This window comes from Roseomonas indoligenes (assembly GCF_017813365.1).
GTDB classification, from domain to species: domain Bacteria; phylum Pseudomonadota; class Alphaproteobacteria; order Acetobacterales; family Acetobacteraceae; genus Roseomonas; species Roseomonas indoligenes.
This window is the reverse complement of record NZ_JAGIZA010000034.1, coordinates 19,603-30,987: the sequence shown is the minus strand read 5'-3', so window position 1 is coordinate 30,987 and position 11,385 is coordinate 19,603. Positions and strand designations below refer to the sequence as shown.

Sequence of the window (11,385 nt, the reverse complement as noted above, 5' to 3'; positions counted from 1 at the left end):
CCACGCGTAGCATTCCGTCCGGCAGCGGCCGCTGTAGCTCCTTCGCCACGCTCCAGGGTGCCGTCATCCAGGCCTCCAGCTCCTCCGGCTCCGTCAGGATCACCGGCATGGCCTTGGGGTGGAGCGGCGCCACCTCGGCGTTCGGCTCGGTGGTGAGGAAGGCGTAGAGGTCGGCCGTCACCTCACCCTCCTTCACCTTCCGGGTGCTGGTCCACTGCGGCACCCAGATCCCGGCGAAGAAGGCGAGCAGTCAGGCATCGCGATCACGCGATGTGCTTGGAACCGGGCTCCGCGCTCCGCTCCGGAACCAGGACCTGTACCGGGATGAGGACAGGTTCCTGTCCTGTTAAGAAGACAGCAGGATTGCGTAACCCCCTCCAGCATGCCTATCGTTCCGGCCAGAAAGAGGGTCGGGCATGGTCGCAGCGGCAATAGACAGGTTTCTCGGCAGCGTATTGAACCTGCGTGTCGCCCTATAGTGCAGGAACAGCCAGACAATGTTCCGGATCAGCTATCACCCGCCTTGTGCTGACATGCATCACTGCTTCAGCTAACCGAAAATCTGAAGCGCAGCCTTGGTCCTCGCCACCAATCTCGAACCAAGTCGATTGCCGTCCGGTCTGACGCACGGAAGTTCCGAGCGACAGAACATAGGCTACCCCTTCAATCCCGCTGCGGCGGTGAGGGTCTTCAAGACGTCAAATGAATGCGCCGCCCGTGTCGGCTTTGCCGCCGACGCGTCCTCGATCGGCGCTCTTGCGAAGGAGATGTCAGCGACATGACCTGTCCCGATCCCAGAGCGCCGGATTTCGGCTGCACCGGCACGCTGCCGCGCGCCATCACCCCGGACTGCCTCTGGACCGGCCGTTGCCTGCCCAGCAGCGTCCCGGACATGCACGCGCACTACGCGCTCTACCTGCTGAAGGGGAGCGAGGCCACGGTCCTGATCGATACGGGCCACCCCATCCACTGGGCCGAGGTCAAGCGCGACGTGGACGCCTTCCTGGACGGCCGCCCTCTCGACTACATCTTCCCCACTCACAGCGAACTGCCTCATTCCGGCCTGCTGGAGCGGTGGATGCGGGAGTTTCCCGATGCCGTCGCGATCGGTGACATGCGGGACTACCCGCTCTACCTCCCCCACCTCGCCCACCGCTTCCGCCAGGTCGCGCCCGGCGACCGGCTGGACCTGGGTGACCGGGACCTCCTCTTTCTCCCGCCCGTCTGGCGAGACCTGCCCGACACGCTCTGGGCCTTCGACACGAAGGACCGCATCCTCTTCCTCTCGGACGCCTGCGCCTATTTCCACGCGCACGTCCCCGGCCAGTGCGATCACCTGAGCAGCGAGATTGCGCCGCCCGACCTCGCCATCATGCAGGACTTCAACGACAAGGCCCTGCACTGGCCGAAGTTCACGGACAGCCGCCCGAGCTTCCCCGAGATCGACGAGCTCCTTGCTCGCCTGCGCCCGCGCTTTCTCACCGGCGCGCATGGCTGCGTGGTGGACACGCCGGAGAAGACCTTACCACTTTTCAAGCAAGGCATCGCCATGGGCCCCATGCCCGGAAAGGTGCCGGCCTGATGACCGAGACGGAAGGCTTCGCCGAGATCATTCCCGGCACGCTCGCCGCCATCGGTGGCTGGCTGGACGTGGCCGAGCGCCCCATCAGCTGGCTGCCGCCCGCCGGCCGCGGCCTGATCCCCGTGCAGGGTTACGTCCTGCGCGACGGCGGGAGCTGGCTCATGGTGGACACCGGCCTCGCCGTACACTGGCCGCTCATCGCGGCCGGCATTCGCGGCACGCTGGGGGGTACCTCGGAGCGCCGCCTGATCACCACGCGGCGCGAGCAGGACTGCATGATCAACCTGCCCGCGGTCCTGCGCGATTTCGGCGTGCGCGAGGTGCTCTACGCCGGCGTCCTCAATCCGCTCGACTTCTTCGAGAGCGTGGAGGAGCGCGACGCGGCCGCCCGGATCGAGGCAACGCCCGGGCTGCAGGCCACGCGCATCGCTCCCGGTGCCGTCACCTCGGTCGGGCGCCTGCGCCTGGAGGTCCTGCGCGTGGAACTGCGCCTCCTCGCGACCAACTGGTTCTACGAGACGGAGACGGCCACGCTCTTCACCTCGGACGCCTTCGCCTTCCTCGTGCGCGCCGCGCCCACCTGGCGCGAGGGCCTGTCCCGCCTCCGCGCGCCGGACGAGCCCCCGATGCGGGCGGAGGACGCCGCCCTCTATCTCTCCGCGAAGATGGACTGGCTGATCGGCATCGATCCTACCCCGATCCTGCAGGACCTGGATGCGATCCAGGCCGCCCGCCCCATCGCCCGCCTCTGCCCCGGCTTCGGCCTGGTGATCGAGGGCGAGGCGGCGGTGCGCGAGGCCTTCGACGCCGTGCGCGGCGCGCTGCACATCCTTGCCGCGCGACCGCGCCAGCCCTGGCGCTTCCCGGATGCGCTGCGCGACATCCAGCCCGCGGAGAAGGCGGCGTGAGCACCTGGCCCGGCACTGCCTTCCGCGCCCGCATGCGGGCGGGCGAGCTCGCGCTCGGCAGCAATCTCCGGATCTCGCGCAGTGCGGAGGCGGGGCCGATCCTCGCCGCCTGCGGGTTCCACTGGGCGATGATCGACTTCGAGCACAGCCCGGCCTCGCCCCACCTCGCGCACGACATCGCCTTCTCGGCCATCCGCGCGGGGATCCTGCCCCTGGCGCGCCCCTCCAGCCACGACCCGCACGAGATCGCGGGGCTGCTCACCAACGGCGCGCTCGGCCTCGTCGTGCCGCATGTGGACACGCCGGAACAAGCCGCCACCGTCACGCGGGCCGCGCGCTTCGCCCCGCGCGGCAGCCTCTCCGTCCCCGGCACCCTCGCCCATTTCGGCTACGACAAGGGCCTCGCGGAGGCCTGCTTGATCTTTAATGAGGAGGTGGTCGTCACCGTGATGATCGAGAGCCGCACGGCGATCGAGAACGTGGAGGCGATCGCGGCCGTGCCCGGCGTGGACGGGCTGTTCATCGGCGGCTCCGACCTGCTCTGGGATCTTGGCCTGCCCGGTCGCTACGATGCGCCGGAACTGCTCGATGCCGTGGAGCGCACCTGTGCCGCCGCAGCCCGGAACGGCCTTTTCGCAGGCATGGGTGGCCCGAAGGACGAGGGACCCTGGCACGGCTTTCTTCGCGCGGGGATGCGGATGATCCTGACGGAGAATGACGTCACGCTGATGATGCGCGGCGCGCGCGACCGCCGCGCCTTCTTCGAGGGCGTGCTCTCCGCACGCACAGCGGCGCGCGCGTGATGGAACGGCCGGCCCCTCTCCTACCGGGCCGGTCCCTGACCCAGGACGAGCGGCCCCTGGTCCTTTACCCCGGCCCAGGCCGCGAAGGCAGGGGAGGGCGTGACGCGCCCGCTCCGCAACAGCCCCAGCCAGGCTTCCGCCGCGCGCACGAAGGGGTTCACCCCGCGCGGCCAGATGATGAGGCTGATCGCTTCCGCCATCCGCCTCTCGTCCAGCCCGGCGCCATAGGCCGCTTCCAGCTCGGTCTCCAGCGCCCAGAGCCCGCCGCGCGCCGCCTGCACCGCCATCCGGGCCAGCCGCGCCGTCTCGTCGGGCAGTTCCCCTGCGGCGTTGAGCGCCGAGGCGCCGTCCAGATAGGCGGCCGCGGGGTCGAAACCCGGGAAGTGCGGCGCCCATTCGCCGCGCATGAAGGCGTGCGCGTCCGCGCCCATGGCCCAGGCGGTCTGCCGAAACAGCGCCGCCGCATCGCGATCCGTGCCGCCGCACCGGCGGAAGGCAGCGACGTGGTGCGTGCCCACCGGCTCGTCGCAGGCCACGAGGATCGCGAGCCACACGCATTCTCGCTGGAGCGGCGTCATGTGGCGCTCATCCACCGTCAGCGCGCGGTACATCACCTCGTAGGCGCCGTACAGCTCCGGCAGCGCGACGGCCATCAGGCCGCGATGCGGCAGCACATAGCCGCGCCCCGCCTGCAGTGCCGCCAGGGCGGCGCGCACATCTCCCGCACCATCCCCCGCGGCCTCGTTCTTGCTCATCCGGCTCCGGCCCTCCGTGCCGCAAGCTCCTTCACGCCTCGGCGCCGGTCAACGGCCCCCTCCACCATCGCCTGAGAGGATCACCATGCGTCGCCGCACCGCCCTGGGCCTGCTTCTCGCATCGCTGCTCCCCCTGCCCCGGGTGGCGAGGGCTCAGACCGTCTGGCGGCCGAGCAAGCCCGTGACACTGCTCGTCCCCTTCCCGCCGGGCGGCGCCACGGATCTCTGCGCGCGGGCCCTGCAGCCGGGCCTTCAGGCTGCGCTGGGGCAGAACGTCGTGGTGGACAATCGCCCCGGCGCCACGGGCGTGATCGGCACGCGCACGGTTGCCGGGATGCCGGGTGACGGGCACGTCCTTCTCGTCAATGCCAGCGGCACGATGACGATCCAGCCCGTCATCATGCAGTCGCCCGGCTTCGATCCTGAGAAAGACTTCAAACCGATCATCCTTGCGATGAGCGCGCCGAACGTCATCGTCGTTCACCCCTCCGTGCCCGCCACGAACGTGGCCGAGCTGCGCGCCTGGATGGCCAGGCAGGGCGACACGCTCTCCTTCTCCTCCTCCGGCATCGGCTCCTCGGAGCAGCTCGGGCTGGAGCTCTTCCTGCTGCGCACCGGCCTGCGCGCCGTGCACGTGCCTTTCGCCGGCGGCGCGGCGGCGATCACCGCGGTAATCCAGAACACCGTGCCGCTCTCCATGGTGAATTCCGGCACTGCCGCGCCGCAGATCACCTCCGGCCAGCTCCGCATGGTCGCGGTGGCCGGCCCGCGCCGCCTCTCCTGGGCGCCCGAGGTGCCCACCATGGCGGAGCAGGGCCTGCCCAACCTCACCTCCCTCTCCTGGACCGGCCTCTTCGCCCCTGCCTCCACGCCCGAGCCGATCGCAGAGGCGCTGCACGACGCGGTGGCGGCCACGCTGCGCCAGCCGGAGGTGGTGGAGCGGCTGGAGCGGATCCGCTTCGTCGCCGAGGGCGGGAGCCGGGCGGATCTCGGCAAGCTCGTCTCCGGCGACCTCGTCCGCTGGCGCGGCGTGGTGCGGGATGCCCGCATCGCCGTGAACTGAACAGTCCGGAGCCACGCCGCATGTTTCCTTCCCGCCGCACGCTCCTCGCCGGGGCAGCCCTTTCCCTCCCCGCCCTCCGGCGCGCCGCCGCACAGGCCGGCTGGATGCCCTCCCGCCCCGTGCGGCTCGTGGTGCCCTTCACGCCCGGCGGCACCACGGACCTGCTCGGCCGCCTCGCCGCGCGGGGGATGGAGCCCTCCCTCGGGGTCTCGGTCGTGATCGACAACCGTGGCGGCGCGGGAGGCGCGATCGGCAGCGAACTCGTTGCGAAGTCCGCGCCGGATGGCCATACCATCGTCCTCTCGAACATCGCCTCCCAGGCGATCGGGCCCGCGGTCTCGAAGCACATCCCCTACGACCCCGTGCGGGACTTTACGCCCATCGGCCTCATCGCCGCGGTGCCGAGCGCGATCGTCGTGGCGGCGGACGGGCCGATCCGCACCCTGCCCGACCTGGTGGCGCGGGCGCGGACGGGCACCATCAAGTTCGGCTCGACGGGCATCGGCACCTCCAGCCATGTGAAGCTGGAGTTGCTGAACCGCGCCGCTGGCGTGCAGATCCTGCACGCGCCCTATCGCGGCTCAGCGCCCGCGGTCACCGATATCCTGAGCGGTCAGATCGATGGGCTGATCGCGGCGGTGCCGGATGTCGGCCGCAACGACCGGCTGCGGATGCTGGCGGTGACGACGCCGGAGCGGGCCGTGCGCTGGCCCGACGTGCCGAGCGTGCGCGAGTTTGGCTTCGAGACCCTCGTCGCCACGAACTGGTTCGGCCTTTCCGGCCCCGCCGGCATGCCGGACGCCGCCGCCGACACGCTGCACGACGCCCTGGCAAAGGGCCTCTCCACCCCCGAGGCGAAGGAGCGCCTTCTGGACTTCGGCGCCGGGCCGAACAGCCTCTCGCGCCAGGACTATGCTGCCCTGATCGCCGCCGACGTCGCCCGCTGGGCCAGGGTGGCGCGTGAGGCAGGCATCCAGGCGGATTGAGGCCCGCCATGGCCCTGGAATACGCGCCGCGTGGTCTGATCGGCGTGCTGACGCCGCAGGCAAACACGACGGTGGAGCCGGAACTGGCCGTCCTCCTGCCGCCCGGCGTGGCGATGATCAATGCGCGCCTTACCAGCCCGAAGCCGGGCATGGTGAACCGCCTGCTGGACTACCTGCGCGACCTGGAAGGCGCGGTGGCGCAGTTCGCCAATGCGCCGCTCGGCGCCGTGGCTTTCGCCTGCACCGGCGCCTCCTACTACGCCGGCCCGGTGGAGGAAGCGGCGATCGTCGCCCGAATGGAGGCCGCGCGCGGCGTGCCCGTGGTCACGGCGGGGCAGGCCGTGCGGGACGCGCTCCGGGCCCTCTCCGCGCGACGCATCGGGCTCGTCTCGCCCTACCCGGACGATCTGACGCGGGCGGCCATCGCCTATTGGCAAGTGCAGGGCTTCGAAGTGGCCCGCATCTCCGGCTCCGACCTGCGGGATGGCGCCTTTCACCCGATCTATGCCATGGATAGCGCCGGCGCCGAGGCAGCATTGAAGGCATTGGACCCTGCAGGCCTGGATGCGATTGTCATGCTGGGCACCGGGATGCCCACGTTGCAGCCCCTCTTCGCGCACGGGAGCTGGGGCGGGGTGCCGGTACTGTCCTGCATGCTCTGCCTGGCATGGCGCAGCGTGGAGGCGGTGACGGGCGGAGGGGCAGGCCCGGCCAGTCTACAGGGCTGGCTTGGGGGATGGGACTGGCGTCGACGGTGGCAACTGCGGTGCGAACCGTCGCAGACCGCTGGCGTCCTCGACATGGACAATCAGGGCGCAGGTCGGCTACGTCGGTGAGGTTCACCTAAGCCCCGGCCACCACGCTCACCTGTCGTCTTCTGGGTCAACTCGTGCCGAGGTTACGGGTATCTTCGCAGAAGGGCAAACCCCGCTCAACAAAACCAACTCTGCAAACGGCTCCCGGGCGCAGTCAACAGACCAAGGCTTCAGGCTCTCGGGATGATCGCTTTTCCGCCAGAGAATGTCTGCGCCGAGCACCTACTGCCGCTCCAATCTTTTCCAGAAGAACTTTTTTTTGGGTCAGTTGGGATCGCGCTTCTCCGGGTGTTTTCCACACATTGGCGGCGTGCGCCTTAATACTTCGAGGGGGCACTGTTGCGTAAATTAGGCGGAGAGTGCGAGGTCGCCTTTTGTGCTTTGATTCAGCGCGGGCGATGGTGTCGGGCATATCAAGGGCGTTGAGGGTGTTGAGGATGGCGCAGCGGATCTGGACTTCGGCGACCTGACGGGCGGGGTCGCGGGCCGAGAGGCGCTCGCCCAGGCGCTTGAGGCGAGACATGGCCGTCTCGGCGAGGCTCCGTCGATGGTACCCGCTCCACCGCTTCCAGAGCCGCCGGCCAAGACGCTTGATGGCGCGCAGGGTCTCGTTGCGCTCGGCCGCACCGATAGTTCGCGCCTTCCAGGGCCTGCCGTTGCGGCGCGGTGGCACGACCAGGGCTGCATCCCGTAAGGCAGAGGCCTCGTCGACGTCGCGGGTGTCGTAGGCACCATCACCGCTGACCACCTCGATCCGCTCGCCTTCCGGCAACTGCGCCAGCAGGCCCGGCACAATCTCGCCGTCGCCGTGCCGGTGATCCGTCATCTCCACGGCCCGCGCCTCGTGGCTCTCGGCATCGATGATCATGTGCACCTTGCGCCAGAGCCGACGCTTGTTGGCCCCGTGCTTCCTGACCTTCCACTCGCCCTCGCCCAGCACCTTGAGCCCCGTGCTGTCGATGACGAGGTGTAGCGGCCCGCTCCATGGCCGATAAGGGATGGTGACCGTGAGGTCGTTCTGGCGTCGCGAGAGCGTGCTGTAGTGCGGCATACGCCAGTCCAGCCCCGCTAGCCGGATCAGGCACCCCACCGAACCCTGGGCCGCCCGCAGCGGCAGTTCATAGAGCACCTTCAGCGTCAGCGCCGTCTGGATCGCCGCACCCGTGAAGACCTACGGCCGGCTCCGCCGGCTCATACCCTGGGCGGCATGCCAGGCCAGGTCCGGTGAGATCCACACCGTCAAGTCGCCACGCGAGACCAGCGCCCGGTCGTACTCACGCCAGTTCCGTGTCCGGTGCCGCCGCCGCGGCCGGCCAGACCCTGCTGCCTCGTCACCCATGGCACCTCACCGCTGCCGGATTACGCGACAACGCCGATCAGCACTGATCCTACACCAAAGCCTTACCGCGACATGCTGATGCTACATCTCGGCCGATCTTCGAAAAACACATCTGTTTCCCGTCTTCTACGACGGCAATAGCCTGAACCAATGAAGTCAGCATCGCGTGGCGGGAAAGCAAGGCTAGGCATGCGGCATCTCCGGCCTCTCCTGGCACAACCATTCCATCCGTTACGCCACTGCTGAAACTCAGCGGACGTAAGCCGCTCGCTTCCGACGCACTCACGAGGAGCCCTCACGATGATGACGTCTCAACCCGGGCGGCGGGGCATCCTGCGCGCAGCAGGCCTCCTCGGAGTGGCCCTTCCGACGGGCGGTATGGCCCCTTACGCACGCCTCGACCCGCGTGAGGCCGGAACTTCCTTCGGCTTTGATCCTTCAGCCATCTGCCGGGCGAGCGCCGGCGTTCCGAACGCGGCCGCGCCCGGTGAACGCCGCGAACTGAAGCTGACCTGGAACGCCAACGCCGTCTGCACCGTCGGCGTGCCCGTGGCAGACCAGACCGGCATCTTCGAGCGCCATAATCTGAAGGTGGAGCTGATCAACTTCGGCGGCACCACGGACCAGCTGTTGGAAGCCATCGCCACGGGCAAGGCCGATGCCGGCGTCGGTATGGCGCTGCGCTGGCTGAAGCCGCTGGAGAGCGGCTTCGACGTGAAGATCACCAGCGGCATCCATGGCGGCTGCATGCGGCTCTTCTCCGCCGGAAATTCGGAGTTCCGCACGCTGGAGAGCCTGAAGGGGAGGACCATCGGTGTTTCCGACATGGCGGCGCCGGACAAGAACTTCTTCTCCATCCTGCTGGCGCAGAAGGGCATCGACCCGCTGAAGGACGTGACCTGGCGCCAGTTCCCCGCGGACCTGCTCGGCGTCGCTTTGCAGCGCGGGGAGGTGCAGGCCTTCGCACTCGGCGACCCGCTCGCCTGGATGATTCGTGAGCGCGACGGGCTGCACGAGATCTCCAACAATCTCCAGGGCGAGTATGCGGGCCGCGCGTGCTGCGTGCTCGGCGTGCGCGGCAACCTCATCCGCCGCGACAGGCCGGCCGCCCGCGCGCTGACCGCGGCCCTGCTGGAGGCACAGGACTGGGTCGTCGCCAACCCCGCCGAGGCCGCGCGCATCTTCGCCCCCTACGCCAAGGCCCCGGTGGAGCAACTGGAAGCGATGGTGCGGGACCACACGCACCACCACCACCCCACCGGCGCCGGGCTGCGCCAGGAGATCGCGCGCTACACGGAGGAGCTGAAGCTGGTGCAGGTGATCCGTCCGAACACCGATCCCACGCGCTTCTCCGAGCGGGTCTTCGCGGACGTGCTGTCGTGAGCGCGAGCGCCGAGGCAGGCCCCCTTCCCGCCGCGCGGGAGGCGCGCCCCTGGCGGATCTGGGCGGGCGGCGGCATCGCGGGGCTGGCCTGGCTGGCCGCCGCCGCGCTGGTCCTGGCCTGGCCCGACGCCGATGACTACGGCCGGACCGAACTTCTCGGCGGCATCGCTGCGACCGTGGGGCTGCTGCTGCTTCTCGCGGGGCTCGCCGGTGCGCCCGGGCCGATCGCGCGGCTCCGCCCGGCCGGGCCCTGGCTGGTGGCGCTCGCGGCCGGCCTGATCGCCTGGGAACTCGTCACCGCGAAGCTGGACCTGCTGCCGCGCCCCTTCTTCGTGGCGCCACAGGCGCTGCTGGAGGTCTTCACCGACGACTACGCCAAGCTCGGCGACAGCGTGCTCCATTCCCTGCTCCTCTTGATCCCCGGCTACCTCCTGGGCGCCACGATCGGCTTCGTCACCGGTGTCGCCATGGGCTGGTCGCGCCGGGTGGGCTACTGGGCGCATCCGGTGCTGCGGCTGATCGGCCCCCTGCCCGCCACGGCCTGGCTGCCCATCGCCTTCTTCGCCTTCTCCACCAGCCGGCAGGCCAGCACCTTCCTCATCGCGCTGGCCACCTTCTTCCCCGTCGCCGTCCTCACCTGGTCCGGCGTCGCCTCCGTCGCCGGCAGCTTCTACGACGTGGCGCGCACCATGGGCGCGCGCCCCTGGTTCCTCATCCGCAAGGTCGCGGTGCCCGCGGCGCTGCCCTCGGTCTTCGTCGGCCTCTTCATGGGGCTCGGCTCCTCCTTCTCCGTGCTCGTGGTGGCGGAGATGATGGGCGTGAAGTCGGGCCTGGGCTTCTACATGCAGTGGTCCCAGGGCTGGGCGGCCTACGCCAATGTCTACGCCGCGCTGCTGGTGCTGGCGGGGATGTGCACCGGCCTCGTCACCCTGCTCTTCCGCGTGCGCGACTGGAAGCTGGCCTGGCAGAAGGGAGTGGTGCGGTGGTGAACCCGATCGGGCTGCGCCTGCGCGGCATCCATCACGCCTTCGCCCTCAAGGGCCAGGACCTGCCGGTGCTGGAGGACGTGGACTTGGATGTCCGCCCAGGCGGCTCCGTGGCGCTTCTCGGCCCTTCCGGCTGCGGCAAGTCCACCCTGCTGCGCCTCGTCGCGGGGCTGGAACCGCCGCGGCGCGGCACGCTGGAGGCCGATGGCGCCCCCATCACCGGCCCCGATCCCTCCCGCGTGCTGATGTTCCAGGACCCCACCCTCTACCCCTGGCGTAGCGTGCGCGCGAACGCGGCGCTGGGCCTGGAAGCGCGCGGCCTGATCCGGACGGAGGGCGCGCGGGTGGACGACGCGCTGCGCCTCGTCGGCCTGCACGAGTTCGCGGAGGCCTATCCGCATCAGCTCTCCGGCGGCATGGCGCAGCGCGCCGCCCTGGCCCGCGCCCTGGTGAACCGCCCGGGCCTGCTGCTGCTGGACGAGCCGCTGGGCAAGCTGGACAGCCTGACCCGACTGAAGATGCAAGAGGAGCTGGTCGCCCTCTGGCAACGGGAGGGCTTCACCACCCTCCTCGTCACCCACGACGTCGAGGAGGCGCTGCTGATGGCCGAGCGCGTCCTCGTCTTCTCCCCCCGCCCCGCGCGGGTGGTGTCGGAGATCGCCGTGGACCGCCCCTTCCCCCGCCACCGGGACGACCCGCACCTCGTCGCGCTCCGGCGCGAGGTGCTGGAAACCCTTGGCCTCCGAGAGGCCGCCTGAGGACCAT

The 11,385-nt window shown here is 69.8% G+C and carries 10 protein-coding genes and 2 pseudogenes; 9 read left to right on the top strand and 3 right to left on the bottom strand.

Annotation, left to right across the window (positions count from 1 at the left end; all coding sequences use genetic code 11):
- Positions 1–247 (bottom strand): annotated as a pseudogene (locus J5Y10_RS26375) (SOS response-associated peptidase family protein); the annotation flags it as partial.
- Between the two features lie 531 nt (positions 248–778).
- Here J5Y10_RS26375 and J5Y10_RS26370 point away from each other — a divergent pair.
- The 3 genes from J5Y10_RS26370 to J5Y10_RS26360 are packed head-to-tail and all read left to right on the top strand — an operon-like array spanning position 779 to position 3,293.
- A complete protein-coding gene (locus tag J5Y10_RS26370) occupies positions 779–1,582 on the top strand; it encodes an MBL fold metallo-hydrolase (protein ID WP_209377124.1) in 804 nt (267 codons plus the stop codon).
- Positions 1,582–2,490, top strand: a complete 909-nt coding sequence (locus tag J5Y10_RS26365; RefSeq protein ID WP_209377123.1) for a hypothetical protein — start codon at positions 1,582–1,584, stop codon at positions 2,488–2,490. Before J5Y10_RS26370 ends, J5Y10_RS26365 begins: the two co-directional genes overlap by 1 nt.
- Positions 2,487–3,293 (top strand): HpcH/HpaI aldolase family protein, encoded by an 807-nt coding sequence (locus tag J5Y10_RS26360; protein ID WP_209377122.1) that lies wholly within the window; start codon positions 2,487–2,489, stop codon positions 3,291–3,293. Before J5Y10_RS26365 ends, J5Y10_RS26360 begins: the two co-directional genes overlap by 4 nt.
- Before the next feature lie 20 nt (positions 3,294–3,313).
- Here J5Y10_RS26360 and J5Y10_RS26355 read toward each other — a convergent pair whose 3' ends face one another.
- The gene (locus tag J5Y10_RS26355; RefSeq protein ID WP_209377121.1) at positions 3,314–4,048 is read right to left on the bottom strand and encodes a hypothetical protein; all 735 of its coding nucleotides are present in this window, start codon (positions 4,046–4,048) and stop codon (positions 3,314–3,316) included.
- Between the two features lie 85 nt (positions 4,049–4,133).
- Here J5Y10_RS26355 and J5Y10_RS26350 point away from each other — a divergent pair, with 85 nt between their 5' ends.
- The 3 genes from J5Y10_RS26350 to J5Y10_RS26340 are packed head-to-tail and all read left to right on the top strand — an operon-like array spanning position 4,134 to position 6,933.
- Positions 4,134–5,111 (top strand): Bug family tripartite tricarboxylate transporter substrate binding protein, encoded by a 978-nt coding sequence (locus J5Y10_RS26350; protein WP_209377120.1) that lies wholly within the window; start codon positions 4,134–4,136, stop codon positions 5,109–5,111.
- Positions 5,112–5,131: 20 nt separating this feature from the next.
- On the top strand, positions 5,132–6,097 hold the full coding sequence (locus J5Y10_RS26345; protein ID WP_209377119.1) for a Bug family tripartite tricarboxylate transporter substrate binding protein: 966 nt from the start codon (positions 5,132–5,134) through the stop codon (positions 6,095–6,097).
- An 8-nt stretch (positions 6,098–6,105) separates the two neighbouring features.
- A complete protein-coding gene (locus J5Y10_RS26340) occupies positions 6,106–6,933 on the top strand; it encodes a maleate cis-trans isomerase family protein (protein WP_209377118.1) in 828 nt (275 codons plus the stop codon).
- Between the two features lie 376 nt (positions 6,934–7,309).
- Here the strand turns inward: J5Y10_RS26340 and J5Y10_RS26335 are convergent.
- Positions 7,310–8,251 (bottom strand): annotated as a pseudogene (locus tag J5Y10_RS26335) (IS5 family transposase); the annotation flags it as partial.
- Positions 8,252–8,554: 303 nt separating this feature from the next.
- Between J5Y10_RS26335 and J5Y10_RS26330 the strand changes: the two are divergent.
- Genes J5Y10_RS26330 through J5Y10_RS26325 form a run of 3 tightly spaced genes read left to right on the top strand, consistent with a single transcriptional unit; the run spans position 8,555 to position 11,378 of the window.
- Positions 8,555–9,634 (top strand): ABC transporter substrate-binding protein, encoded by a 1,080-nt coding sequence (locus J5Y10_RS26330; RefSeq protein WP_245215125.1) that lies wholly within the window; start codon positions 8,555–8,557, stop codon positions 9,632–9,634.
- A complete protein-coding gene (locus J5Y10_RS28200; RefSeq protein WP_408901605.1) occupies positions 9,631–10,623 on the top strand; it encodes an ABC transporter permease in 993 nt (330 codons plus the stop codon). The genes J5Y10_RS26330 and J5Y10_RS28200 overlap by 4 nt, the downstream gene beginning before the upstream one ends.
- The gene (locus J5Y10_RS26325; protein ID WP_342453031.1) at positions 10,617–11,378 is read left to right on the top strand and encodes an ABC transporter ATP-binding protein; all 762 of its coding nucleotides are present in this window, start codon (positions 10,617–10,619) and stop codon (positions 11,376–11,378) included. Before J5Y10_RS28200 ends, J5Y10_RS26325 begins: the two co-directional genes overlap by 7 nt.
- Positions 11,379–11,385: the final 7 nt, after the last annotated feature.

What these genes read in the sequence shown, in the direction of transcription:
- J5Y10_RS26355 (WP_209377121.1), bottom strand. Translation starts at nt 4,048, where the DNA reads ATGAGCAAGAACGAGGCCGCGGGGGATGGTGCGGGAGATGTGCGCGCC.
- J5Y10_RS26340 (WP_209377118.1), top strand. Translation starts at nt 6,106, where the DNA reads ATGGCCCTGGAATACGCGCCGCGTGGTCTGATCGGCGTGCTGACGCCG.
- J5Y10_RS26370 (WP_209377124.1), top strand. Translation starts at nt 779, where the DNA reads ATGACCTGTCCCGATCCCAGAGCGCCGGATTTCGGCTGCACCGGCACG.
- J5Y10_RS26330 (WP_245215125.1), top strand. Translation starts at nt 8,555, where the DNA reads ATGACGTCTCAACCCGGGCGGCGGGGCATCCTGCGCGCAGCAGGCCTC.
- J5Y10_RS26345 (WP_209377119.1), top strand. Translation starts at nt 5,132, where the DNA reads ATGTTTCCTTCCCGCCGCACGCTCCTCGCCGGGGCAGCCCTTTCCCTC.
- J5Y10_RS26365 (WP_209377123.1), top strand. Translation starts at nt 1,582, where the DNA reads ATGACCGAGACGGAAGGCTTCGCCGAGATCATTCCCGGCACGCTCGCC.
- J5Y10_RS26350 (WP_209377120.1), top strand. Translation starts at nt 4,134, where the DNA reads ATGCGTCGCCGCACCGCCCTGGGCCTGCTTCTCGCATCGCTGCTCCCC.